This window comes from Ornithobacterium rhinotracheale DSM 15997, assembly GCF_000265465.1.
Classification (GTDB): domain Bacteria; phylum Bacteroidota; class Bacteroidia; order Flavobacteriales; family Weeksellaceae; genus Ornithobacterium; species Ornithobacterium rhinotracheale.
Map to the genome: position 1 here is coordinate 1,384,777 of NC_018016.1, position 25,399 is coordinate 1,410,175.

Consider the following 25,399-nt stretch of genomic DNA (forward strand, 5'->3'; position numbering starts at 1 on the left):
TTTTTTAAGTAGTAATTCCTTTCGTCTTATTTTCTATTTAGTATTGAGGTTCTAAAAAAGAAAATCATATCTTTGGTGGTGAATTAAAGTCTGAATGAATCAATATTTTAAACTTCAATACATTATGATCAATCGTAAGATGATTGATGAGGGGCTTGCTCCTATATTGGGGTATATGCTTATTCCAGTGGCTTTTTTTTATTTGTCAAATTTTCTTTTTCAGAAAATTGATTTTGCCAATTATTTAATGGTACTTGCGTCAATCATGTTTCAGTTTAATCTGTCGGGAAAAGCTAGAAATAATTTTCTGTCAATAATATTTAGCAATGCAATCAAAAATAAAATAAGAATTATAGAAAATTTAATCGTAGCACTTCCTTTCTTGCTCATGTTGGTGTATAACGGATGTTTTATAGAATCTATTATTTTAATATTAATTTCTCTATTACTCTCATTTGTAGTGTTTAGAAATTTGGGATTCACAATACCCACTCCTTTTTCAAATAAACCTTTTGAATTTTGCAACGGATTTAGAAAGAGTATTCTGTTGTTACCAGTAGCATATGGAATTGCTATTATTGCGAGTAATGTAGAAAATGTCAATTTAGGACTATTTTCAATTTTATTAATCAACCTAACGGCGATTAGTTATTATGTAAAGCCAGAGACAGAGTATTATGTCTGGATTTATTCATGTTCGCCCAAAAGGTTTTTAAGAGAAAAAATGTATACAGGAACAAAATTTTTAATTATTTTGAATTTGCCTATCTTGATACCCTTGCTTTATGTCTTTCATGCGGAATACGAAATCATACTATTTATTTATATTGTAAGCGTATTGCTGCTTTGGCTAGTGATTCTTGGTAAATATTCAGCGTATCCCAGAGAAATGAATTTGTATGAATTCATTGTAATTGTAGGCAGTGTTTTCTTTTTACCATTATCTTTGATAACGATACCCTATTTTTATAACAAATCATCTAAAAATTTAAAGACACTTTTACATGATTAAGATAGATAGATTAAACAAAAACTTTGGAAATAACGAAGTTTTAAAGGATATTTCGCTAGAGTTTTTAGAAGGAAATATTTATGGAATTGTAGGAGAAAATGGAGCAGGCAAAACAACTTTATTTAGATGTATCGCTGGGCTAGAGAGTTATAGTGGAGAAATATTATCAGAAAATAAACCTCTTAAAAACCATTTGGGCTATCTCGAAACAGAGCCATTCTTTTATTCAAGAATAACGGGTAAAGAGTACATTCAACTTTTGTGCAATGCTAGAAATAAGAAAGTTAATATAGACGAAAAAAATATTTTCGGTCTTCCCTTGGAGCAGTACGCATCCACATACTCAACGGGAATGAAAAAGAAATTAGCCTTAACTGCAATTTTACTTCAAGAAAATAAATATTATATCTTAGACGAGCCATTTAATGGCATAGATATTCAGAGCAGTATTATACTTGTGGATATAATTTTAAAACTAAAAGAATTAAACAAAATAGTATTGATTTCATCTCATATATTTTCTACGCTTGTAGATACTTGTGATAAAATCATTTTTCTAAATAAAGGGCAAGAGCCAAGAATAATTCAAAAGTCTGATTTTAAAGACTTAGAAAAAGAAATGAAATCAAAATTAATTTTAAAAGGCGTTGAAGATATCTTTAAATAAAAATAATGCAATGGTGATATGTCAAAGCGTTGTCTTAGAAAAAGGAAAAATCCAAGTTAGGGTTGCAAAATTTCGATTTAATTTGGGCTAGTTGTTTCCATTCTTTGGGTATTATATCCATGTCTAGCATCATGCTCTGCACATTGTTTTCCTAGATAAAAAACCATGTATCCCAATATAACTAAATAAAACAGATATTTTTCTTTGCGATGTAGCAAACTTGCCAACCCTAAAGATAAAAGAGAGATATCTCTTTTCATAAGAGTTTGTCGTTTTGATTAGGCTAACAAATGTACATATTGTATTTGTTACAACAAAGAAAAAAATAAGAAATTAATTTAAAATTATTTAATTTTCTGATATTCTATAAATCAGCCCACAGTTGAATCTTAAATCCTTGTTTAAAGAAGGCGATTCTGGGATGAAGCCTTTTGTTTTTGCAGAGATACCTGTGTTAAAGTAGAAGGAATTGTCTCTTTCTTTTTTATAAGAATATATTTTGTATCCAATGTTTAATTCAGCTCCTAGTCCCAGATGTTTTGAAGAGCTTCTGAAATCTAAGTCTTTTGGTTGAGACCATACATCAAAAGAAGTATTTATTAATAAATTATCGCCCAATTCATAATTATGTAATTTTATCCCGCCTGCAATGAAAAAATTGTCTTTGTTGAAATACTCTCTTATGTAAGGATTTATCTTGATGTTTTTTCCGACATGAAAATAATAGAAATCTTGCGTAATGTAATCCCCGAAAGGAGATAAGGAGTACCCTAAACTGAAGGAGAATTTATTTCCATTTTTTAATTTGAAATTACTTATTCCAAATAGGCTAGGGTTTATAAAATTAATGAAAGACAGATATGCAATTCTTCTTGTGTATCTTTTTTCTTCTCTGTTGAGCTCAGACCACTTAGTATATCTATAAAATTTCCCTTTAGGATTATAGATATTTCTTGCCATTCCCCAGATGTCATGCCCCACAACATCTCTTTCAAGCTCTGGCTTTTTTGTTTCGTCTATCGAGAGCTTTTGGTTAATCAAAGATGTGAGGTAATAGGAGCCGACACCGATGTGCCTCGTTATAACATCCGCTTTTACATTTTTATAATCTTGTTCATCAAATGCAAGTTTAGCATTCATAGATCTTAAATAAGTGTAGTCAGATTCTAGCCCCGCAGTATGTAGTCTAATGTAATTAGGTAAATCAGTTTCTTTTAGATTTTTCAAAGTAGCATCAGAAACCCCAATTACCTTGGCTACACCATCTTTGTCAAAGAAAGGAACATTTATAGCACCTATATTCAGCTCGGTCAAAACAGAGCGATGCCCCTCCTCGTGTGTTAGCGGTTGGAAGAAAATAGCAGTGCTTACATAGGAGAAAAGTGTGTATTTATCACTTATTTTTTCATTTTTCAAATAAATTTCATTTGAAACAAATCGCGTAGCTTCTTGAACATAAGTATTAGACTGTCTCATAGACATTAACTTAGTCCCATCCATTATAGGTGCTTCGTAAAATGTTTTCTGTTGGGCATAAATAGAGGCAGATAAAAGAAAAATGAATAAATAAATGTTTTTCATGTTAAATTTTTCTACAAATTTAAATGTTTTTAGATTTTTATGTAAGTAAAAAAAAGAAAAATAGTTTTTGAAAATAAATTATTTAAATAAAAGAAAATTACTATATTTGTTTAGAGTTGAAAGTTAATTTGTTATGAAAAGAATAATAGAAGATAAGAGAAATTTAGATATTTTAATTTATGTCTTAGCTGCAATTTTATTTGTCATGTCTTGCGCTTTGGGGTATAGCGTAGGTCTCCGTATTTTATCTTGATTAAAAACGGAGTATGTTTTTAGAATCAGAAATTAAAAATAATAAATAGGAATCATAAATCCCTAAACCCCGACTGAACATCGCTTTGTAGTTGCAAAAGCGCACCCGAAAAAGGTTCGCTACCTTCCACCGATTTTTTGAGAATCATTGTTTGCAAATCTTCGGCAGAAGCGTTTGGCTTGAGCGTGTCTTTGCATTGTTTTATAAAGTTTTGCGTGGCATTTTTAGTCGAAAAAATGATTTTCCAAGTATCGGGCAAGATGTAAATCTGTTGGCTTAAATTATGGTCATACTCTTCTTGTATAGAATGCACCAGAGCGTATTCATACTCTTCTAGCGAGTTGCTTAGCTCAATTCTTCGCACCAAATTAGTTGGTCGTATCCTCTCTAAAAAGAGAGCCATGCGTTCATACGCCTGCAATCGGTGAGAGGTGATTTCGTTGTTTTTCACATTTTGCGGTGTTTGAAGTTTTTGTGCCGAGAAATATTTATCAATCAAAAGATAAAAAATAGCACCTAAAAAAAGCATGGGTACTAAATATAAAAGCATGCGAATAATTTCCATAATTTAATGTATTGTAAAAGTACAAAGATAGAAATCTAAAAATTCATATCGTTTAATTAAAATCAAAAAAAATCTCAAATTATCGAATTTGCCCTATTTTAAAAAATGTAATAAAATATAATTTGTAAATATGCTTAAAAAATTGTATTTTGTCGCAACGAATTTAAAAAAATAATATATATGGCAAATTACACATCGCAAGAATTAATAGAATTAGAAAATCAATATGGAGCACACAACTATCACCCGCTACCCGTAGTGTTAGAGCGGGGACAAGGCGTGTATGCGTGGGATGTGGAGGGGAAGAAATATTTTGATTTTCTTTCGGCATATTCTGCGGTAAATCAAGGGCACTGCCACCCACGCATTGTGGAGGCGACCAAGAAACAAGCCGAAAAGCTTTGCCTCACTTCGCGAGCTTTTCATAATTCAGAATTGGGAAAATACGAAAAATTATTGGCAGAACTCATGAATATGGATCGTGTGTTGCCGATGAATTCTGGAGCCGAAGCGGTAGAAACGGCTTTGAAAATTACTCGAAAATGGGGCTATGAGAAAAAAGGCGTTCCTGCTGAGCAGGGCATTATTGTTGTGGCTAACGGGAATTTCCATGGGCGCACGACTACGATAATTTCTTTCTCTAATGATGAAAATGCGAGAGAGCATTTCGGGCCTTATACGCCAGGATTTATTTCTGTGTCTTATGACGATGCAGAGGCTTTGCAAAAAGTTTTGGAAGAAAATCCCAATGTAGTAGGTTTTCTCGTAGAGCCAATTCAGGGCGAGGCAGGCGTGTATGTGCCAAAAGATGGTTACTTGAAAGCCTGTGCCGATTTGTGTAAAAAGCATAATGTACTTTTCATTGCAGATGAAATTCAGACAGGAATTGCCCGCACTGGTAAAATGCTTGCTTGCGATCACGAGGGCGTAAAACCCGATGTGCTCACACTTGGCAAGGCACTTTCTGGAGGATTTTATCCCGTTTCGGCGGTGTTGGCAAAAGATGAGGTAATGGAGGTGTTGCACCCAGGGCAGCATGGATCTACTTTCGGCGGAAATCCATTGGCATGTGCCATAGCCACCGAGGCGTTGCAAGTTGTAATTGATGAGAAATTAGCCGAAAATGCCGATCAAATGGGGATTTTCTTTAGAGAAGAAATGCAGAAAATCATCGATAAACACAGCGATTTAGTTACCTTGGTTAGAGGAAAAGGATTGCTCAATGCCATCGTTATCAACGATACTGAAGACAGCGACACAGCATGGGAGCTATGTTTAGCCATGAAAGAAAACGGATTGCTTGCCAAACCTACGCACGGAAACATCATTCGTTTTGCGCCGCCACTTGTTATTAATAAAGCGCAACTCACTCAATGTTTAGAAATTATAGAAAAAAGCATTAGAGAATTTTCTAAAAATGATAATAAGGTGTAACTTTACACACATAACTAAAATTCACACAAAATCATGAAAATTGTAATTTCTGGCGGAACGGGTTATTTAGGCAGTTTGCTTGTCGATTATTATAAAACCAAGGCAGATGTTTATGTGCTCACGCGAAGCATTAAAAAAGATTTGCCAGCATCGGTAAAGCAAGTGGTGTGGGATGCCAAAAATGTAGGCGACTGGAGCGAATGTTTAGAAAACGCCGATGCGCTGATTAACTTGGCAGGGAAAAACATCAACACCCGAATGACCGAAAAAAATAAGCAAGAAATTTTACAATCAAGGATAGCCTCTACCGAGGCACTGGGCAAAGCGATTGAAGAATGCAAAAATCCACCTAAAATGTGGCTAAATGCATCTTCGGTAGCGATTTATGATGAAAGTAGAAGAGAAGAAAAAACAGAATTTTCAGAATTAAACGGCACCGATTTTTTATCTGAAGTCAGCCGAAAGTGGGAAATGGCATTTTACCGTTATGCCGAAGGAAAAACCAAAAAAGTGGTATTTAGAATCTCACTTGTTTTGGGCGACCATAAAGGAAGTGCATTGCATTCGCTCAAAAAACTTGTTCAGTTTGGGGGCGGGGGCAAAGCTGGTAACGGAACGCAAATGGTGAGCTGGGTGAGCGAAAAAGATTTTGTGCGAGCTATTTCTTACATCGTAAAACACGAATTGGAGGGCGATTTCAATATTGCTAATGGCAGTGCCGTCAGCAATAAATTATTGATGGAAATGCTACGCAAGAAATACAATCGCTCGTTTGGGCTTTCTGCTCCTAAGCTTTTAATTAAATTAGGGGGCGAAGTCATCGGCACACCGCCAGAGTTGATTTTAAGGAGTCAGAATGTAATCCCTAAACGATTGTGGAAGGCTGGTTTTAACTTCTTGCACGAATCCGTTTTAGATATTTAAGCCAAAGTTAAAGTTTATAGCAAAAAAAACTCAGTCATTTTGACTGAGTTTTTTTGTTTTTATGTAAAAAATAGATTTTGCATTATTTTGCTCTACGGCACCATACTGCCCATTGCACGAAAAATGCCCCAGGGTATTTTTTCTTAATGCGAGCCATATCTGTTGCGGCAGAACGCTTAGTAAAGTATTCTCCCACAAGCACACGATAGTCTGGGCGAGTGTACACCATTTCAGAAGATAAATCTGGGAAATTTCTTTTAAATTCATTTATCACACTATTTGCAAGGCTTCTATCCTTTGTGTATCGAATTTGAATTCTGTATCCTTTCACCTTTGGAGTTCTTGCACAAATATCAAAATTCTCACTTTCTTTCTTAGGTGTGTCCAAATTCGTTTTGCTTTTTAAGCACTTTTGGCTCGCCTCTTTTGAAATAAGAGAATCAATCACTTGATTAGCCTCAATGGTGTAAGAACCACCAGATATGCTATCTACAACCGAGATTTGCCCAAAGCTCACCCCGATGTAAAGGCATATAAATAAAGACAAAAACTTTTTCATACTTTCAATATCTTTTTGCAAATATAAGACACTTTCAAGACTTTGAAAGCTAAAATTTAAGAAATAGCTTAAAGCTCTTATTTGTTATCTGCCCTTTTTCTATAATAACTATCATTCCATTGATTTTGTTTGAAAATTTATGCGATATGCTTATTCAGTTTATTATGAGTAATTTAAGTGATTTGGTTTATTTAGAATATTTATAAATTAGCAAAAAAAGAGAATTAGATTGATTTTTTTTATGAAAGAATTAACGGAGCATGCTATTTTTGTAATTATTAATACTAAGTAAAACATACCCAAATTTCAATATTGTAAGAGAATGGCGTATTTGCAAAAAATTAAATGGAATTGTATTGCAGGGTTCATCTTGACTTTGATGTTCTCTGTAACCTACGCTCAGGATGCCGAGGCAATCAATGGCGACCCGAACAAGGGGAAGGAGTTATTTAATACTAATTGTGCAGCTTGTCACCAGCTAGATAAAAAAGTGGTAGGCCCTGCATTAGGAGGTATTGTAGAGAAATTGCAAACAGAGCAAGGGCTCGGAAGAGAGTGGTTGCATAAGTGGATTAGAAACAACGAAGAGTTACGTGCTTCTGGAGATGAGTATGCAATTAAGGTGTATGAGGAAAATGGCAAAGTAGCCATGACTCCGTTTCCTAATTTAACAGATCAGCAAATAGATGATATCTTGGCATATACATCTAATCCTCCTGCCGAGAAAGTAGAACCTGTAACTCAACTACAAGTAGAAGAGAAAGAGGGCGGAAGCCTTACTACAGGACCTATTGTTGTAGGTTTCTCGGTAATTGCATGTTTGCTTGTATGGATGCTTGTTCGAGTAAATAGCTTGAACCAATTGAGCTTAAAAGAATCTTTAGCAGAAGGTGAGGAGCTTCATAAGCAATCATTTAAAGAATTACTAGAGAAAAATCAAAAATATGTAAATTTTGGTTTGTTAGTACTTTCTTTATTAGCACTCTATGGCTTGTGGGAGGCAATGCTTGGGATAGATGTGAATAAAGGATATCGTCCAGAGCAACCAATTTATTTCTCGCACAAAATTCACGCAGGAGAGCAAGGTATTGATTGCCAAATGTGTCACACTAGTGCAAAGTATGGTAGAGTTTCAGGAATTCCTACTACTAATGTGTGTATGAACTGTCACTATTCTATCCAAGAGTATAAAGGAGACTATGTAGAAAAAGGAAAATCTAAGAAATTCTATACAGAGGAAATTCAAAAGATCTATGCTTCTTCAGGATTTGATAAGAATACAATGACTTATACTGGGGAAACAAAACCAATCGAATGGGTGAGAGTTCACAACATGCCAGATTTTGTACACTTCAATCACGCACAGCACGTTGTGGCGGGAGAAAATGCAATCAAAAAGGCTAAAAATGTGGAGCAAGTATGTTACGCTTGTCATGGTAGAGTAGATGAGATGAATGTGGTGGAGATGGCAAACGATTTTACAATGGGATGGTGTATCAACTGTCACAGAGAAACGCAAGTGGATATGGACAATGGATACAACAAAGCGTATTATTCAGAATTGCACGAAAAGCTTAAAAAGCAGTATGGCGACAACGCAACAATTACTGTAGATGCGATTGGAGGATTGGAATGTGCTAAATGTCACTATTAATAAGATTTAATAATTATAAATAAATACTGAAGTTACATGGCTTCTAACAAGAAATATAGAGGTAGTATAGAAGAATTATACAACGATTCTTTAACCGAGAAACTTGCAGCAAACGAGTTTGCGGAAGAGTTACCAGTTGACGAATTTTTAGGAGACAAGAAAACGATGGAGTCCTCAAAGACTTCTCGTAGAGATTTCTTGAAATTCCTAGGGTTCAGTACAGCAGCGGCTACATTGGCTGCTTGTGAGGCGCCCGTGATAAAATCGGTTCCCTATGTCGTAAAACCAATTGATGTAATGCCTGGGGTTCCTACTTATTATGCGTCTACAATGTACGATGGTTACGACTATGCAAGCGTACTCGTGAAAACAAGAGAGGGGAGACCTATCAAAATTGAACCAAACAAGGAGTTAAAATATCTAGGAGATGCTAATGCGAGAGTGCAAGCTTCTGTTTTGTCATTATATGACTCAAACAGAATTAAAGACCCGGCATTGAATGGTGAAAAATCTGACTGGGCAACCGTAGATAAAACTATTCAGCAAAAGCTTAGCAACCTAGGCGGGAAGAAAGTGGTGGTTTTAACCCCGTCTTTACCGAGCCCTTCTACCAAGGCGATCATCAATAGCTTTGCAAGTAAGTATGGTGCTGAGCATGTAGTGTTTGATGCAGTAGATGCAACTCCAGCTTTAGATGCTGCGGAAGAAGTTTTTGGAAAGAGAGTTTTACCTTATTATGATTTATCCAATACTGAGTTAGTAGTAGGCTTTAATGCAGATTTCTTAAATTCCCACAACGGAATTTCCTTGGAAAAGTCTTATGCAGCAGCCCGCAAGCCAGGTAAAAACATGCTTCGTCATATTCAAGTTGAAGCTAATTTAAGCTTAACTGGATCTAACGCAGATTCAAGATTCCCTTTAAAACCATCAGATGTTTACAAAGTTTTAGCAGAGGTTTATACCGCATTGAACGGTGGAGGAACATCAAATGCTACGGCAAAAGTTATAGCTCAAGAGCTACAGGCAAAAGGTAGCAAAGCAGTTGTTCTAGTTGATGGTTCAAAAGAAGCACAAGTTTTAGGACATTTAATTAATAAAACTTTAGACGCGAATGCTGTAACGGAAAAAGCTAATTTACTTAAAGAAAGTAATAATGCTAAATTTAAGCAATTCGTAAATGATGCAAAAGCGGGATTAATCGGAGCGTTATTCATTTATGATGCAAACCCTGTTGCAAATTCATTCTATGGAGCAGAGATCAAAGAAGCTTTAAAGAAAATTCCTTTATCAGTAGGGATGTTAAGCATTGATGATGAAACTGCAAAGAGTGTAAATGTTTTAGCACCAGTGAATCATTGGTTAGAAAGTTGGGGAGATTTTATTCCTCTATCAGGGGTATATGCTTTGCAACAACCAACAATTCAGCCAGTTTTAAATACAAGACAATTCCAAGAGTCGCTTTTAGTGTGGCTAGGAGATAAAAAAGCTCCAGTTTCTGCGGCGGTGAAGGCAGAGGAAAAGGCTGAAGACGGGCAAGAGCAAAAAGAGGTTGAAAGCATTGCCAAGGCTTTAGAAATTGAAGATAATTCATATTATAACTATTTAAGAAAATTTGCAGCACAGTACCTAGGTGGTGTATCATTTAATCAAGCCTTGTACAATGGTGCTGTAGAGACCGAAGCAGGCGAGCCTTTGTCTTATGTAGGAGGAGATGCGCAAGCAGCTATTTCAGTTTTAAAGGCTGCGAAAACTGCCGATTGGGAAATTCAATTATATACTAAAGTGGGAATGGGAGATGGTCGCCAAGCAACTAACCCTTGGTTGCAAGAGTTGCCAGATCCAGTAACTAGAACCTCTTGGGATAACTACTTTACAATGAATCCACTGGATGCAGAGAAATTAGGCATCGAAATGTGGAACTATGGTAATGAGCGAAACGGAAGAATGGAGTTGAATGGAGTTTACTATGAAGCTAAAGTAAACGGCGTTACAATTAAAGCTCCAGTTTATGTTCAGCCAGGTCAAGCAAGAGGCACAGTAGGTTTAGCTTTAGGTTATGGTGTAACAGGAAAAATAGCACAAGCAAATGCTTTAGAAAGTATCGGTGTAAATGCTTATCCAATATATAAAGATGGTCAATTAAGTGCCGTAATTGAGGAATTTAATGAAGTAGGAGGTTCTCATCCATTTGCCAATATTCAGGTAATGAATACTTTGATGGGACGCTATGAAATCGCAAGAGAGGCATCGCTTGATCAATTCTTAAATGAAGATCCAAAAGAGTGGAACGAGCCAGCTACGATGGATACTTTCATGGGAGAGAATACCTCTGTTAAGAAAGTTGATTTGTGGAGAAGCTTTGACAGCGCAGATGGTCCGCACTTTAACCTATCTATCGACTTGAACGCTTGTACAGGATGTGCTGCATGTATCATTGCTTGTCATGCAGAAAACAATGTCCCTGTAGTGGGTAAAGATGAAATTAGACGCTCTCGTGATATGCATTGGTTAAGAATCGACCGCTATTACTCAGATAGTATGCAGGTTGTTCAGCCAGAAAGATATCCATATACTCAAAAAGAGGCGTTAGAAGATACAAATTATAACGAGCCATCTCAATACAAAGTGTTGATTAAGCCAGCGGCTGAGAATCCAGATGTGATTTTCCAACCGATGATGTGTCAGCATTGTAATCATGCACCATGTGAAACAGTTTGTCCAGTAGCGGCGACATCTCATGGTAAGCAAGGACAAAACATGATGGCATATAACAGATGTGTGGGGACTCGTTATTGTGCAAACAACTGTCCTTATAAAGTGAGAAGATTTAACTGGTTTAATTATTCTCAAAACAGTAAGTTTGACTTTAATATGAACAACGACTTAGGTCGTATGGTATTGAATCCTGATGTAGTAGTTCGTCAGAGAGGTGTAATGGAGAAATGCTCTTTGTGTGTTCAGATGACTCAAGCTACAATTCTAAAAGCGAAAAAAGCTGGAAGAAGAGTAAAAGACGGAGAATTCCAAACAGCATGTACGAAAGCTTGTTCAACAGGTGCTATGGTATTTGGAGATGCTAATGATCCAAGTGCACAAGTAGTGAGCTTGAAGAAAGACAAGCGTAAGTATGAAGTGTTAGAAGAAGTTGGTACACAGCCAAATGTATTCTATCATGTTAAAATTAGAAATAGAAAAAATAACAAATAAAGGTTTAAAAAGAATTTATGTCAGGTCACTACGAATCACCGATAAGAGAACCGCTAATCTTAGGTCATAAAACCTATCATGATATCACCGAGGATATAGCGCGTCCAGTAGAAAGTAAAGCCGGAAAATTATGGTGGATTGCTTTTAGTTTAGCCTTCATTGCCTTTCTTTATGGTTTTGGCTGTATTGCTTATACTGTAGGAACGGGGATAGGTGTTTGGGGATTAAACAGAACCATCAACTGGGCTTGGGATATTACCAACTTCGTATGGTGGGTAGGTATTGGTCACGCAGGAACATTGATTTCTGCTGTGCTATTACTTTTCCGTCAGAAATGGAGATTATCAATCAACCGCTCGGCAGAAGCGATGACGATTTTTGCCGTAGTTCAAGCAGGTTTGTTCCCTGTAATTCACATGGGGCGTCCGTGGGTTGGATACTGGGTTTTCCCAATTCCAAACAACTTTGGTTCGCTTTGGGTAAACTTCAACTCTCCATTGTTCTGGGATGTATTAGCAATTTCAACCTACCTATCTGTATCAGTTGTATTCTGGTACATGGGGTTGATTCCAGATTTTGCTATGCTTCGTGATAGAGCTAAAAAACCTTTTTCTAAGAAAATATACAGCATCCTTTCTTTTGGATGGGGGGGTAATGCTAAACATTGGCAAAGATTTGAGGAATTATCTTTAGTATTAGCAGGTTTGGCTACTCCTCTTGTATTCTCAGTACACACCACGGTATCATTTGACTTTGCTACTTCTGTAATTAAAGGATGGCACTCAACCATTTATCCGCCATACTTCGTTGCTGGTGCGATTTTCTCAGGTTTTGCCATGGTACAAACATTATTAGGTGTAGCTAGAAAAGTGGTAGGTCTAGAAGACTATATTACACGAAAGCATATCGAATACATGAACATCGTAATCATTGTAACGGGAGGAATGGTAGCTGTCGCTTACCTTACTGAGTTCTTTGTTGCGTGGTATTCAGGAAGTAGATATGAAGACTTTACTTACTTTACTGTAGGTGCAGCAACAGGACCTTATTGGTGGGCATTCTGGTTACTAATCATCTGTAATGTGATTGTTCCTATGTCATTATGGTTTAGACCACTTAGAAGAAACTTCTTATGGACATTTATCGTTTCAATCATCATCAACATAGGTATGTGGTTTGAGCGTTTCGATATTATTGTAATCAACCTATCAAGAGATTATTTACCATCTTCTTGGACTATGTTTATGCCAAGTTTCGTAGATGTAGGTATTTACCTTGGAACTATTGGATTCTTCTTCGTATTGTTCTTACTTTACGCTAGAACATTCCCAGTGATTGCACAAGCAGAATTAAAAACAGTATTAAAATCATCAGGCGAAAGCTATAAAAAACATCATTTAGACCATGAGCACGACAATGAACACTAAGATTTATGCCCTTTATGGAGACGATGATATTCTGGTAAGCGCTGTAACATCACTTCGCAAAAAAGGAGTGAACATTAAAGATGTTTATACGCCATTTCCAGTACACGGTTTAGATAAAGCACTTGGGCTAAAGAAAACAAGAATTTCAGATTTAGCTTTCATTTATGGTGCTTACGGATTATTGCTAATGATCGTTACCACTTGGTATATGATGATTTATGATTGGCCTCAAAACATTGGAGGTAAACCAAGTTTTACTTGGGGAGAAAACGCTACTGCGTTTGCTGTACCAATGTTTGAGATGACGGTTTTCTTTGCAGCTCACTTAATGTCTATCACTTATTTGATAAGATGTAGCCTTTACCCTGGAGCTAAAGCAAAGAATCCAGATCCGAGAACTACCGACGATAAATTCTTAATCGAAGTAGAGTCGGATGATGTTGAGAATTTGAAGAATATGTTTATCGATTCAGGTGCCGAAGAGGTTTCTGTGAAAAGAGCAGTAAATTAAATTGAAATTTAAAATGAAAAAATCAATTATACTTGCAGGTTTTGCATTAGCACTTATCTCATGTGGTCCGGGAGAAAAACCCGCACCAGTTTACATGCCAGATATGTATTATTCTAATGCTTATGAGCCTTATGCGCAATCTACATTTGGTTACCCAAAACCTACAGATGATAAAGATGTATATGCGTTTCAGCGTAACCATCATAGTTCAGCACTTATGCCAGTAGAAGGAACCGTAGCGCACACTGAATCTGGATTGTTACCTTACGACTTGCCAAATACAAACGAGGGATATGAAGCTTCTAAAAGTCTAAAATCTCCACTAGATTCTCTTAATAGAGAGCAAGATTTGAAAAGAGGAGAAAAGCTATTTGGTCAAGCTTGTGTTGCCTGTCACGGAGAGAAAGGTGATGGACAAGGGCCAATTGTAGTTTCAGGAGCATTTTTAGGCGTACCGAACTATAAGGATCGTGAAATCACAGTAGGTTCTGTGCACCATGTAATTATGTACGGAAGAAATGCTATGGGATCTTATGCATCTCACTTTACTGATGATGATAGATGGCGTGTAGCTGAATATGTAATGGAATTAAGAAATAAATAATTATAGAAGAAGATATAAATTATGTACACTCTTTCACCAAAAATTAAAACTGCATCACTAGTATCGATTGTACTAGGTATCATCTTATTTGCTATAGGTGCAACGTTGAATGCAAGTAAAGGAGAGGACTATATTGTAGAACAAATCCACAATCATCCTCAGCAATTTGAGTACCTATCTTCTTCTCAAGAAGTTGTAGATGGCGAGCACGCAAATATAGAACACTCAGAAAATCACGCTGTAGAACATTTATTACAGCAGTATCATAACAGACCTTGGACTGCGTTCTTTATTGCCGCTTTCTTATTCACTGGAATTGCTGCCATTTCAATGTTTTTCTTGGCGACTCAGCATGTGTCTCAAGCAGGTTGGGCAGTCGTTGTAACAAGAGTTATGGAAGCGATATCAGCCTTTATGCCTTACGGAACAGTTATGATGCTTATAGTGTTATTTGCTTCAGGTTTCCATTTTAATCATTTATATCACTGGATGGTGGCTGATATTGATTTTAAAAGCGAGGGATTTGATAGTTTTATGGCAAACAAAGCAGCTTGGTTAAATGTTCCGTTCTGGTTAGTGAGATCAGTGATCTACTTAGTAGGTTGGACTTTGTTTGGATTCTGGTTAAGAAACAAATCTAAAAAGCTGGATCAAACAGGAAGTATGAAAGATTACTGGAGCTTGTACAGAGTTTCTGTTTACGCTATCGTATTCTTTGCATTGACATCAATGGCTTCAGGCTGGGACTGGGTAATGTCATTAGATCCACACTGGTATAGCACACTCTTTGGGTGGTATGTTATGGTAAGTTACCTAGTAGGTGCTGTGGCATTTATGATTTTAATCGCAGTATATCTTAAAAAAGCAGGATACTTTCCAGAATTTAACGACAATCACTTACACGATTTAGCCAAATATTTATTCGCATTCAGTTTATTATGGGGATACCTATGGTTATGTCAATTTGAGTTGATTTGGTACGCAAACATTCCAGAAGAAAGTGTTTACTTCCAGCAGAGAGATGTTCAGTACACTGCAACTTATTACACTATGTTAATTCCAAACGTTGTGTTCCCATTCTTAGCTTTAATCAGCAGTTCAATTAAGAGAAATTACACTTGGGTAGCCATCGTAGCAGTAGTTGTAATTCTAGGACATTGGGTAGATATCTTCAACCAAATGATGCCTGCAACTGTAGGACCTTGGTGGAACTTCGGATTCCTAGAATTTGGTGCATTCTTCTTTGTGCTTGGCGTTTTTGCTTATGTAGTAATGAATGCTTTGACCAAGGCACCTTTAGTACCAAAAGGAAACCCATTGTTACACGAAAGCGAGGTTTACGAATATCCGTTCTAAATCCCACTTTTTAGTAAAAAATAATAAAAAACTCGTTTTTGATACATTTTCAGAAACGAGTTTTTTTGTTGGGCAAAAAATTTAAATAACAAATAAATATTCATTATCTTTGAAAGATGAAATCTAAAGAAAAAATCAAAGTAGCGATTTCGTTGGGAGACCCCAATGGGATTGGTGCCGAAATTATAGTAAAAACACTCGCGCGAAAAGATATTTTAGGCATTTGTACTCCCGTAGTTTTCTGTACACATAAATTGTGGGGATATCTTTCTGCAGTGGTTGATAAGAATTTTACATATCATAAAATCAATGATTTGTCTAAAATTGTAGCAGGAAAAGTAAACATTTTGGACATCGAAGCACCCGATATTTTGATTGAGTTTGGAAAATCAACCGAGCAAGCAGGAGCTGTATCATTCAGTTCGCTTGAATTTGCAACCAATGCAGTTACCAATGGGCATTGTGATGTGTTGGTAACAGCTCCCATCAACAAGTCCAATATCCAATCAGAAGTATTCCAATTCCCAGGACACACAGAGTATTTAGAAAAATCTTGGGGCGGAAAGGCTTTAATGTTTATGGTGCATCAAGACATCAAGGTAGGACTTGTTACACAACATATCCCGATTAAGGAAGTTTCTTCGCATGTTACAGAAAAAGCAATAATCGATAAAGCAAAATTGATGTACAAGAGCTTGGTAGAGGACTTTGGTATTCCTCAGCCTAAGATTGCTTGTTTGAGTTTAAACCCACACGCAGGAGATAATGGACTGCTTGGTACCGAAGAGCAAGAGGTGATCATTCCCGCACTCAAAAAGTTAATCGACGAAGGGCTGTACATTTTTGGTCCCTATCCAGCCGATAGTTTCTTTAATTTGGACAATTTGCAGAAATTTGATGCCGTGCTAGCCATGTATCATGACCAAGGTTTAACTTCGTTTAAAACCATTGCAGGCATTGAGGGCGTGAACTATACCGCAGGATTAAAGCATGTACGCACAAGTCCAGATCATGGCGTGGGGTACGATATTAGTGGTAGAAATATTGCCAACGAAACCTCGATGGTGGAGGCAATTTATCAAGCCATTAAAATTTACCGTTGCAGAGAGGAATATTTAAGCCTAAAAAATGGAGCTCTCGAGACAAATGAAGACACTAAAAACAAATAAATTACAAAAAAATATTTGTATTTAAAATATAATTATTAAATTTGCCATCCGTTTATGGACAAAATGAAGAATTACGATGTTCAATTCTCTGGTTTAAAAGAGGGTGAGCATCAATTTAAGTTTGAAATAAAACAATCGTTCTTTGATTTATTTACTTTTGAACAAGAATTTCAAAAGCCAAATATTCAAGTAGATTTAAATTTAATTAAAAAATCTACATTTTTAGAATTACAATTTAAGCTCAATGGCGAAGTAGAGTTAATCTGCGACATTACCAACGAGCCATACACACAGCCAATTGATGGCGAAATGGAAATTGTAGTGAAATTTGGCGAAGAGTTCGATGATTCAGACGACGAAGTTTTGATTCTTCCGCATGGAGAATACAAAGTAAATGTAGCTCAATTAATATTTGAACTTACATTGCTTAGCATTCCGCTTAAACACATTAATCCAGATGTAGATTCTGAGGAAATGATAGAAGCACTCGATTTGCTAGACCAGTATGCTCCAGAGGACGATGATTACGAAGACTTTGATGAAGAAGTAGATGATGAAGAGGAAGATATTGACCCTAGATGGAATAAATTAAAAGATTTACTAGAATAATAATAAAAAAAGATACGGAAAATGGCACATCCTAAGAGACGACAGTCAACCACAAGAAGAGATAAAAGAAGAACTCACTATAAAGCTGAGGTTCCTACACTTACAACTGATCCTACAACTGGTGAAATGCACTTGAGACACAGAGCACACTGGAGCGACGGTAAACTTTACTACCGTGGAAAAGTAGTTTTAGAAAAAGAGACTCAAGAAGTTTCTGAGGACTAAAAATATTTAATTTAGAGATAAATTAAAAAAAAGTTGCATTGCGAATTGTTAAATGCAACTTTTTTTATTACTTTTAGATTTTTAAACAAAATAACACCGCTATGGACAAGAAAGAAATAAGAGAATTAATCACTTTTGTATCCGAGTCTGGCGTGTCTGAAGTAAAACTTAAGACCGATAAATTCGAGATCGAAATCAAAAATCCACAACAAGCGCCTGTTCAATATCAAGTGGCAAGCCCTGCTCCAGCACCTGTTGCTACGCCAGCTCCTGCGCCACAAGCGGCAGCTCCACAAGTAGCTGCACCAGCTCCGGCATCAGAAGAAGCGGATAATTATTTAACTATAAAATCTCCAATGATTGGAACATTCTACCGCAAGCCAAGTCCAGACAAAGATGTGTTTGTGAATGTGGGAGATACCGTAAAAGCTGGAGATGTAGTTTGTGTGATAGAGGCGATGAAACTCTTCAACGAAATAGAATCTGAAATTCAAGGAAAAATCGTAAAAGTTTTGGCAGAAGACTCTACGCCAGTAGAATATGATCAGCCATTATTTTTAGTAGATCCAAACGCTTAATTTTAGAATTTAATTATGTTTAATAAAATATTAATTGCAAATCGTGGCGAGATTGCGATGCGTATCATTAGAACTTGCAAGGAAATGGGAATTAAAACCGTTGCCGTGTATTCTACCGCAGATGCCGACAGCTTAGCCGTGCGATTTGCCGATGAGGCGGTATGTATAGGGCCGCCCAATTCAAAAGATTCATATCTAAATATTCCAAATATTATCGCAGCGGCAGAAATCACTAATGCCGATGCCATTCACCCAGGATATGGATTCTTGTCAGAAAACGCACATTTCTCAAGAACTTGCCAGAAACATGGTTTTAAATTCATAGGTGCATTGCCAGAGCATATCGAGCGAATGGGAGATAAGGCTACTGCAAAATCTACAATGATAGAGGCAGGAGTTCCCGTAGTGCCGGGTTCAGAAGGGATTTTGGAGTCTGTAGAGGAGGCAAGAGCCACTGCAGAGAAAATTGGCTATCCCGTAATGTTGAAAGCCACTGCAGGTGGGGGAGGAAAAGGGATGCGTGCCGTTTTTGATGAAACAGAATTAGAGAAAGCCTATGAATCTGCCGTGATGGAAGCTACTGCAGCTTTTGGAAATGGCGGAATGTATATGGAAAAACTCATTTTAGAGCCACGCCATATCGAAATTCAAATTGCAGGCGACCAGTATGGGAAAGCTTGCCATTTGTCGGAAAGAGACTGTTCTGTTCAGCGTCGTCACCAGAAATTGGTAGAAGAAACACCGTCTCCTTTCATGACGCCCGAGTTAAGAGAAAAAATGGGAGAAGCTGCTGTGAAAGCTGCTGAGTATATTGGATATGAGGGTGTGGGAACTGTGGAGTTCTTGGTAGACAAGGATAAAAATTTCTACTTTATGGAAATGAATACGCGTATCCAAGTAGAGCATCCAATTACTGAGCAAGTTGTTGATTTTGATTTGGTTAAAGAGCAAATTCTTTTGGCTGCAGGTGAGCGTATTTCTGGTAAGAACTATTTGCCAAAAATGCACAGTATCGAGTGCCGTATCAATGCCGAGGATCCGTATAAAGGATTTAGACCGATTCCTGGGAAAATTAAGCATTTAAATATTCCTGGAGGAAATGGAGTGCGCATCGATACACACATTTATGCAGGTTACCAAATTCCACCAAATTACGATTCTATGGTGGCTAAATTAATTACCACTGCACGCACTCGCGAAGAGGCAATTGCCAAAATGAGCAGAGCCCTAGAAGAGTTTTATATTGATGGAATAAAAACCACTATTCCGTTCCATAGACAATTGATGGACAACCCGCAGTTCCGTGAGGGAAATTATACCACCAAGTTTATGGAAGATTTCCAAATGGATGAAAAATATGCAAACGAAGATTAAATTCGTTTAGCCATATAAAATATGAAAGCCTTAGTTTTTTTACACTAAGGCTTTTTTATTAGACTTCTTTTCGTTGATTAAATAAATACTAAGCAAAATCATTGCACCGCTGAAAATATGCCAAAAATTGAATTTTTCGCCGTCTAAGACGCCCCAGAATACCGCCACAAGCGGCATTAAATACGAAACCGTTGAGGCAAAAATAGGCGAAGAGGTTTTCAATAATTTGTAAAATAAAATATACGCAATCGCTGTGCCCACGATAGAGAGCAAACTCACATAGCCCAATCCCTCGTATAGTTGTGTGCTCGAAAGTGGCTTGAAATCGCAACACAATAAAATTATAGCCGAGGGAATAAGCCAAATTGTATAAACCAAAGCACTGATTTTTTCAGCATTAATGTGTGCTAATTTATTCTCGGTAATAAGGCTTCCCATGGCATAGCACGCACAGGCAAACACGATGAGCATAGCATACCAGAAATGGCTAGAGCCCGTGCTTTCTCCACTAAAACTTAAAATTCCAGCCCCTATGAATCCGATAATCGCTCCGATGATTTGTCGATTTTTACTCCTTTGCCCAAAGATTAAAAAATTAAGTATTAAAATAAAAATCGGAATCAAAGAATCCAAAACGCCCGCCGTAGAACTATCCACTTGAGTTTGTGCAATGGGAAACAAAAATAGTGGAAGGAAATTCCCCACAAATCCCGTAATGCTCACCCACATAATATCTCGCCAAGATAGCTTAGAAATGCTACGCAGGGCAATCGGTAGCAAGAAAACGCCCGCAATGAAACCTCTCAAGGCTCCGACTTGTATCGCTGTAAAAGCTTCTAAGGATTTTTTAATTAAAATAAAAGAGGAGCCCCAAGTGATGGATAAAATGGCTAAAAGAAACCATTTATTGCTCAACAATTGACTTAAAAATGATTTTTTATGCATGATATTTTAAACCTTAAACTTTTCGGCTTACAAAATATGAAACCACACTTCCTATGAATAAAACACTGAAAATGCTAATGAAATAATTTTCCCAAGTGAGTTTTACGGGAAATGCCAAGAAATCGGAAATGTAAACCAAGCCATAATATTTTTGGAGCAAAAGCAAAATCGTTCCGAGGATAAGCCCAAAGCCTAATGCATATAAACTGATGAGCAAGCCCGTGTAAAAAAACGATTTTTTAAGGTTTTTTTGGCTTAATCCCAAGCATCTCAATGTCTCGGACTGGTTTCTTTTATTTAAAATCAAAATCGCAACAGAACCCGCTAAATTAAACGAAGCGATACAGAGAATCAATATGAAAATCAAGTAGATTACTAAATTTTCGGTATTAATCATTTTCATAAAAGCAGCATTAAGCTCTTTGCGCGTGAGCACTTGGAATTTGTCGCCCAGTTCCTTTTTCAGTGCATTTTGAATACTTTGGTTACTCCCATCGGTTGTGATTTCCAATGCCGAATATTGATTCGGGGCATAGTCCAAAAGCTTTTGAGCCAGCGGCAAATTCATGAAAATAAAATCGCTGTATTTGTCATTGATTCTAAAGATGCCCGTCGCATACGCCTCAACATGGTTAAAGGCTTCGTCTGGATTGGTAATAAGCCCTTCGCCAGGTTTGGGCACCAGAAGTTTCACAGCATTTTCGGTGTCGGGGAAAAGGCTTAGTCGCGTCGAAACATTGGTGCCGATGTTGATGTAGTCTGGCTCTTTAAAATCTAGAGGCTGCCCATAAAGCACCATGGAATCTAGACCAAAAATAGAATTAAATCGCTCATCGATTCCTTTTACAGTTACGATATGTTTTTTGCCTAAAAACTCTGCAAAAGCACGCTCTTCTACCACGGGGCAAATCGTTTTTACACCTTGTGTTTCTTGGATTTTTTGAAGCGTTTCGGGCGAAATTTTAAAAGATTTACCTTGGCTAGGCTCCACCTTTATATCGGGATTGATATTGCTATAAAATTGAACATTGATGTCCTCTAATCCCGAAAAAACCGATAAAATTACGATTAAACAAGTCGTAACAAAGCCCAAGGCAAGAAACGCAATCCATGAAATCACATTCACTTCTATGGCGTTTTTTCCCGAGAAAATGTAACGGCTGGCTAATTTTACCGGAAACCAATTCATTATAAAATCGGATTGTTTCCTTTGCCTTTCAATTCGCGCTCTATCGCATCTACTTTATCCAGCGACTCGTCGCTATAAAATTGTAAATCAGGAACAATTCTCATTTGTTTGCCCACACGCTCGCCTAGCAATTTGCGGAAATAACTTTTGTTATCTACAATGGTTTTAAGCACCTCTGCACGATACTGAGTAGGGAAAACGCTGATGTAGGTTTTGGCGATAGAAAGATCGCTAGTAGTGCGCACTTCCGTTACGCTCACCAGCAGCCCTTGTTTCATTTTATTGCCTTCCACACGGAAAATCTCGGCAAGTTCTTGTTGTAATAATTGATTGACTTTATGTAATCTGTTACTTTCCAAAATGTATAAAATTTAAAATTTGAATCCCAAAAATAGGAGTTTTCATTGAATTTTTAGGTATAAACCCGTGTTTAATTATAGAAAATTACACGATGCAGAATTTGGATTAAAGCTTAATTAAAGCATGAGTTTAATAATCAAAAAAGATGGAATTTGTGTTTAAGGGTTGTGTAAATAGCTTGTTTTTTAAGGGATTAAGAGAGGTTCTGTTCAATTCGATGAGAAACGATTTTATCAAAAATATTAAAATAAATCGGGATAATTATCAATTTATCCAATAATAGTTCTATCTTTGCCCCCGAATTACAGAACAGAAAAGCGTCAGGACATTTATTTTCTCCTTCATTTTTAGCAATGATTTTTTAGAATTTAAAGTTTTAGTTTTTTGTAGAAAAACAGAGGACTCTTTTCTAATATTTAAAAATCAATCATTACTAAATGAGAAAATCAAACAACAGCTTTTCAGGCTCTAAATCAGGGCGTGGAAAAAGAGGTTTTGCCTCTAAGAAAAACGGAAAATCTTTCACAAAATCAAAGAGAAACGCATCTTTTGGCGATGCTGAAAGAGGCGGAAGAGAAGAAAAATCATTCAAATTTAAAGGCGGAAAAAGCAGAAGACCTTCGGGCGGAGGCGGAAGAGGAAAAGCTAAAGGTGGAAACGGCAAAAAGCGTGGAAACTTTATCCCAGTAGAGAAATTCATTCACAAAGGGAGACCTATTCAAGAGGTGAAATACGAGGCAACGCAGCGTTACGACGAGATGCCAATTCACCCAAAATTGCTTAAAAATATCTTGAATATGGGATTTACCATGCCTACCGAGATTCAAGAAAAGGCTTTTATGCCTATTAGCGAAATCAAAGATGTTTTGGGCGTTGCCAACACAGGAACAGGGAAAACTGCGGCATATTTAATCCCAATCATCAATGCAATGCTTATGAGCGAAACACGTTTCTTTGGACTTGTAATGGTGCCTACTCGTGAGCTTGCAGAACAGGTGGAAGATGAGTTTAGAAAATTATCTAAAGGTTTAAAACTTTTCGGAACCTCATTTATCGGAGGACGCAGCATAAGCAATGATTTGCGTAAATTGAGAAAAGATTTTGATATCGTAATCGGCACGCCAGGTAGATTGGTAGATTTAAGCAAACGAAATGCTTTGAAATTCGAGAATTTCTCGGTCTTAATTCTAGATGAATTTGATCGCATGCTTGATATGGGATTCAGCCAAGATGTGAACTTTATCACGCAAAAAATGACCAATCGTGATCAGACTTTATTGTTTTCTGCCACAGTGGATCAAGCACAGAAAGAAATTGTAGATAATATTTTAGATAATCCTGTGGAAATTAAAGTTTCGCAAGGGAATGCCACCGCAGAGCATATAGACCAAGATGTAATGTACTATAAACGAAGAGATAAATTCGATGTTTTATTGTCATTATTGGAAGAGGAAGGTTTTGAGAAAGTAATGATTTTTGCGGAAACTAAACGCGCAGTGAGCGAACTTAGCGATAAACTTAAAAAAGCTAAAATCAAAAGTGATGAAATTCATGGAGATAAAACGCAAAGCTACCGTAAAATAGCATTAAAAGACTTTAAATCAGGTAAAATCAAAGTTTTGGTAGGTACCGATGTAGCCGCAAGAGGATTAGACATCAGCGATGTTACACATGTGATTAATTACCAAGTGCCGCAAGATTATGAAACGTACATTCACCGAATTGGTAGAACAGGTCGTGCCGGCAAAAAAGGTAAAGCCTATACTTTTGTAGAAAAGAAATAATTAAAAATTATAAATCAAAAGCCCCACACATTGTGGGGCTTTTTTTGTTAAAAAATTTCCCTAAATTTTGGCATTTTTATATTTTTGCCACAATTAATATTTTGTTTATGAAAAAAAGATTTTCTTTATTACTAATTAGTTTTTGTACGGTTTTTTTATTTTCACAAAAATCTAAAAAACCTTATAAAGCTGTGGATGGGATAACTTATAATGTCGGAGATTATTTGCAATTAGGTGAGCCTACAAATAATGGTAAATATCAAACTATACTTTATGCTCCAAGAACTTCTATTTCAGATGTTTTAGGGGTGATTGATGCAATTACAGATCCTACAGGAAGTTCAAGTACAACTAATTCTAAAAAAGGAGGTTTTGCCGATTCTTCAATCAAGGGGAAACCTATAAAAATAGCTTTTTTTAAAAAAGAGAATTTAGGAGAAGCTGAGGCTGTATTTGCTTATTCTCGTTATGATGCTGATAATTTTTTAAAAATATTACTTGACACATCACTCTACTATGGAGAAGTAATTACGAAAAATAAAGATTTTAAGCTAGCTAAATCAGGAGAATCATCAAATATTGATAATTCAGTAGTTTCGTTTGACCCTAATTTTGAAATTAAAATTATAGGTGATTATGGGAATGTTAAGGATAGAACAATAAAAGTTGAGTTTACAATCTACAATAAATCAGATGTAGCTCAAGAAGTATATATATCTAGAAGTCAATATTTTTATACGAATTCAATAATGACAGATTTTGATGGGAACACTTATGTGGAGAGTGACAAGAAGATTGGTTCTGATTCTTGGGGTGCTACAATTCCTTCGAAAATTAAAATGAAAGTTATATACATTTTCCCAAAGGTAATGACTAATATAAAAAAAATAAGCATTGTGGATATTCCGATGTGTAGCAAGAATGCAATACCAGGAGAGTATAATAGAAATTGTGGAAATACATATTTAAAAAATATACCTGTAAATTGGGATGATAGTGAGGTTAAAAAACAAAGTGAAGATGGTGGGAATATTCAATTATCGGATAAAGAATTGGATTTTGATATAATATCAGCAGAAGGGGATTTAAATACTAAAAAGGTAAGAATAGAATATTATTTTAGAAGTAAAGACGCTAAGGCTTCAATATGCCAGTATGATGCACCATATTTTGTAGATTCAGAGGGGGACATGTTTAGAGCTGATAAGTGGAGAATTGGAAACAAATATTGTGCTGATTTACCCACAAATGTAAAAATAAAAGGATTTGCGGAAATGATAGATGTTCCCAAGTCGGTAAAAAGTATAGAGTATTTTAATTTACCTTATAGTCAAGAAACTCCTAAAAGAACTAATGGAGAGAATGAAGCTCGAAAGATTAAAATCAGTTGGAAATAAATTATAAACTAAAAA

General features: G+C 36.4%; 24 protein-coding genes. 17 read left to right on the forward strand and 7 right to left on the reverse strand.

The genetic code is table 11. The annotated features are described in order from the left end of the window. Nucleotides 1-94: 94 nt before the first annotated feature. Complete coding sequence (locus tag ORNRH_RS06525; RefSeq protein WP_036601143.1) at nucleotides 95-1,012, forward strand: hypothetical protein; 918 nt, start codon at nucleotides 95-97, stop codon at nucleotides 1,010-1,012. Next, complete coding sequence (locus tag ORNRH_RS06530) at nucleotides 1,005-1,679, forward strand: ABC transporter ATP-binding protein (protein WP_014791092.1); 675 nt, start codon at nucleotides 1,005-1,007, stop codon at nucleotides 1,677-1,679. Before ORNRH_RS06525 ends, ORNRH_RS06530 begins: the two co-directional genes overlap by 8 nt. 77 nt (nucleotides 1,680-1,756) lie before the next feature. Here the strand turns inward: ORNRH_RS06530 and ORNRH_RS06535 are convergent, their stop codons facing one another. The 3 genes from ORNRH_RS06535 to ORNRH_RS06545 form a co-directional block, all read right to left on the reverse strand. Next, nucleotides 1,757-1,939: a hypothetical protein gene (locus ORNRH_RS06535; RefSeq protein WP_014791093.1), complete on the reverse strand. Its 183-nt coding sequence runs from the start codon at nucleotides 1,937-1,939 to the stop codon at nucleotides 1,757-1,759. A gap of 88 nt (nucleotides 1,940-2,027) precedes the next feature. Then, complete coding sequence (locus tag ORNRH_RS06540; RefSeq protein WP_014791094.1) at nucleotides 2,028-3,260, reverse strand: hypothetical protein; 1,233 nt, start codon at nucleotides 3,258-3,260, stop codon at nucleotides 2,028-2,030. A 305-nt stretch (nucleotides 3,261-3,565) separates the two neighbouring features. After that, the gene (locus tag ORNRH_RS06545; protein ID WP_014791095.1) at nucleotides 3,566-4,078 is read right to left on the reverse strand and encodes a DUF7935 family protein; all 513 of its coding nucleotides are present in this window, start codon (nucleotides 4,076-4,078) and stop codon (nucleotides 3,566-3,568) included. A 180-nt stretch (nucleotides 4,079-4,258) separates the two neighbouring features. Here ORNRH_RS06545 and rocD point away from each other — a divergent pair, with 180 nt between their 5' ends. Next, nucleotides 4,259-5,512, forward strand: coding sequence for an ornithine--oxo-acid transaminase (gene rocD / locus ORNRH_RS06550; protein WP_014791096.1), 1,254 nt, complete (start codon nucleotides 4,259-4,261; stop codon nucleotides 5,510-5,512). 33 nt (nucleotides 5,513-5,545) lie between these two features. Then, nucleotides 5,546-6,436 carry a TIGR01777 family oxidoreductase gene (locus tag ORNRH_RS06555; RefSeq protein WP_014791097.1) on the forward strand — a complete coding sequence of 297 codons (891 nt, stop codon included), beginning with the start codon at nucleotides 5,546-5,548 and terminating at the stop codon, nucleotides 6,434-6,436. Between the two features lie 82 nt (nucleotides 6,437-6,518). Here ORNRH_RS06555 and ORNRH_RS11635 read toward each other — a convergent pair whose 3' ends face one another. After that, nucleotides 6,519-6,995: an SPOR domain-containing protein gene (locus tag ORNRH_RS11635; RefSeq protein ID WP_014791098.1), complete on the reverse strand. Its 477-nt coding sequence runs from the start codon at nucleotides 6,993-6,995 to the stop codon at nucleotides 6,519-6,521. A gap of 322 nt (nucleotides 6,996-7,317) precedes the next feature. Here ORNRH_RS11635 and ORNRH_RS06565 point away from each other — a divergent pair, with 322 nt between their 5' ends. The 11 genes from ORNRH_RS06565 to accC all read left to right on the forward strand — a co-directional run bounded on the left by ORNRH_RS06565 (nucleotide 7,318) and on the right by accC (nucleotide 19,709). After that, entirely contained in the window at nucleotides 7,318-8,649 is a 1,332-nt protein-coding gene (locus tag ORNRH_RS06565) for a c-type cytochrome (RefSeq protein WP_014791099.1), read from the forward strand. Nucleotides 8,650-8,685: 36 nt separating this feature from the next. After that, entirely contained in the window at nucleotides 8,686-11,856 is a 3,171-nt protein-coding gene (locus ORNRH_RS06570) for a TAT-variant-translocated molybdopterin oxidoreductase (protein ID WP_014791100.1), read from the forward strand. 17 nt (nucleotides 11,857-11,873) lie between these two features. Then, the gene (gene nrfD, locus ORNRH_RS06575; protein ID WP_014791101.1) at nucleotides 11,874-13,283 is read left to right on the forward strand and encodes an NrfD/PsrC family molybdoenzyme membrane anchor subunit; all 1,410 of its coding nucleotides are present in this window, start codon (nucleotides 11,874-11,876) and stop codon (nucleotides 13,281-13,283) included. Next, nucleotides 13,261-13,794, forward strand: a complete 534-nt coding sequence (locus ORNRH_RS06580; RefSeq protein WP_014791102.1) for a DUF3341 domain-containing protein — start codon at nucleotides 13,261-13,263, stop codon at nucleotides 13,792-13,794. Before nrfD ends, ORNRH_RS06580 begins: the two co-directional genes overlap by 23 nt. A 13-nt stretch (nucleotides 13,795-13,807) precedes the next feature. Next, complete coding sequence (locus tag ORNRH_RS06585; RefSeq protein WP_014791103.1) at nucleotides 13,808-14,398, forward strand: c-type cytochrome; 591 nt, start codon at nucleotides 13,808-13,810, stop codon at nucleotides 14,396-14,398. A 21-nt stretch (nucleotides 14,399-14,419) separates the two neighbouring features. Then, nucleotides 14,420-15,754: a hypothetical protein gene (locus ORNRH_RS06590; protein WP_014791104.1), complete on the forward strand. Its 1,335-nt coding sequence runs from the start codon at nucleotides 14,420-14,422 to the stop codon at nucleotides 15,752-15,754. Between the two features lie 116 nt (nucleotides 15,755-15,870). Continuing rightward, complete coding sequence (pdxA, locus tag ORNRH_RS06595) at nucleotides 15,871-16,923, forward strand: 4-hydroxythreonine-4-phosphate dehydrogenase PdxA (RefSeq protein ID WP_014791105.1); 1,053 nt, start codon at nucleotides 15,871-15,873, stop codon at nucleotides 16,921-16,923. 54 nt (nucleotides 16,924-16,977) lie between these two features. After that, a complete protein-coding gene (locus ORNRH_RS06600) occupies nucleotides 16,978-17,532 on the forward strand; it encodes a YceD family protein (protein WP_014791106.1) in 555 nt (184 codons plus the stop codon). A gap of 21 nt (nucleotides 17,533-17,553) precedes the next feature. Further along, nucleotides 17,554-17,757 carry a 50S ribosomal protein L32 gene (gene rpmF / locus ORNRH_RS06605; protein WP_014791107.1) on the forward strand — a complete coding sequence of 68 codons (204 nt, stop codon included), beginning with the start codon at nucleotides 17,554-17,556 and terminating at the stop codon, nucleotides 17,755-17,757. A 101-nt stretch (nucleotides 17,758-17,858) separates the two neighbouring features. Then, complete coding sequence (gene accB, locus ORNRH_RS06610; protein WP_014791108.1) at nucleotides 17,859-18,335, forward strand: acetyl-CoA carboxylase biotin carboxyl carrier protein; 477 nt, start codon at nucleotides 17,859-17,861, stop codon at nucleotides 18,333-18,335. A gap of 15 nt (nucleotides 18,336-18,350) precedes the next feature. Further along, complete coding sequence (gene accC / locus ORNRH_RS06615; RefSeq protein WP_014791109.1) at nucleotides 18,351-19,709, forward strand: acetyl-CoA carboxylase biotin carboxylase subunit; 1,359 nt, start codon at nucleotides 18,351-18,353, stop codon at nucleotides 19,707-19,709. Nucleotides 19,710-19,748: 39 nt separating this feature from the next. On the opposite strand, the gene ORNRH_RS06620 is transcribed toward accC, so the two are convergent. The 3 genes from ORNRH_RS06620 to rbfA are packed head-to-tail and all read right to left on the reverse strand — an operon-like array spanning nucleotide 19,749 to nucleotide 22,202. Beyond that, on the reverse strand, nucleotides 19,749-20,654 hold the full coding sequence (locus tag ORNRH_RS06620) for a DMT family transporter (protein ID WP_014791110.1): 906 nt from the start codon (nucleotides 20,652-20,654) through the stop codon (nucleotides 19,749-19,751). A gap of 13 nt (nucleotides 20,655-20,667) precedes the next feature. Then, nucleotides 20,668-21,843 carry an ABC transporter permease gene (locus ORNRH_RS06625; RefSeq protein ID WP_014791111.1) on the reverse strand — a complete coding sequence of 392 codons (1,176 nt, stop codon included), beginning with the start codon at nucleotides 21,841-21,843 and terminating at the stop codon, nucleotides 20,668-20,670. Then, the gene (gene rbfA / locus ORNRH_RS06630; protein WP_014791112.1) at nucleotides 21,843-22,202 is read right to left on the reverse strand and encodes a 30S ribosome-binding factor RbfA; all 360 of its coding nucleotides are present in this window, start codon (nucleotides 22,200-22,202) and stop codon (nucleotides 21,843-21,845) included. Before rbfA ends, ORNRH_RS06625 begins: the two co-directional genes overlap by 1 nt. A 438-nt stretch (nucleotides 22,203-22,640) precedes the next feature. On the opposite strand from rbfA, the gene ORNRH_RS06635 reads away from it, so the two are divergent. Next, nucleotides 22,641-23,987 carry a DEAD/DEAH box helicase gene (locus tag ORNRH_RS06635; protein ID WP_014791113.1) on the forward strand — a complete coding sequence of 449 codons (1,347 nt, stop codon included), beginning with the start codon at nucleotides 22,641-22,643 and terminating at the stop codon, nucleotides 23,985-23,987. A gap of 107 nt (nucleotides 23,988-24,094) precedes the next feature. Then, nucleotides 24,095-25,384 carry a hypothetical protein gene (locus ORNRH_RS06640; protein WP_036601139.1) on the forward strand — a complete coding sequence of 430 codons (1,290 nt, stop codon included), beginning with the start codon at nucleotides 24,095-24,097 and terminating at the stop codon, nucleotides 25,382-25,384. The last annotated feature ends 15 nt before the right edge of the window (nucleotides 25,385-25,399 follow it).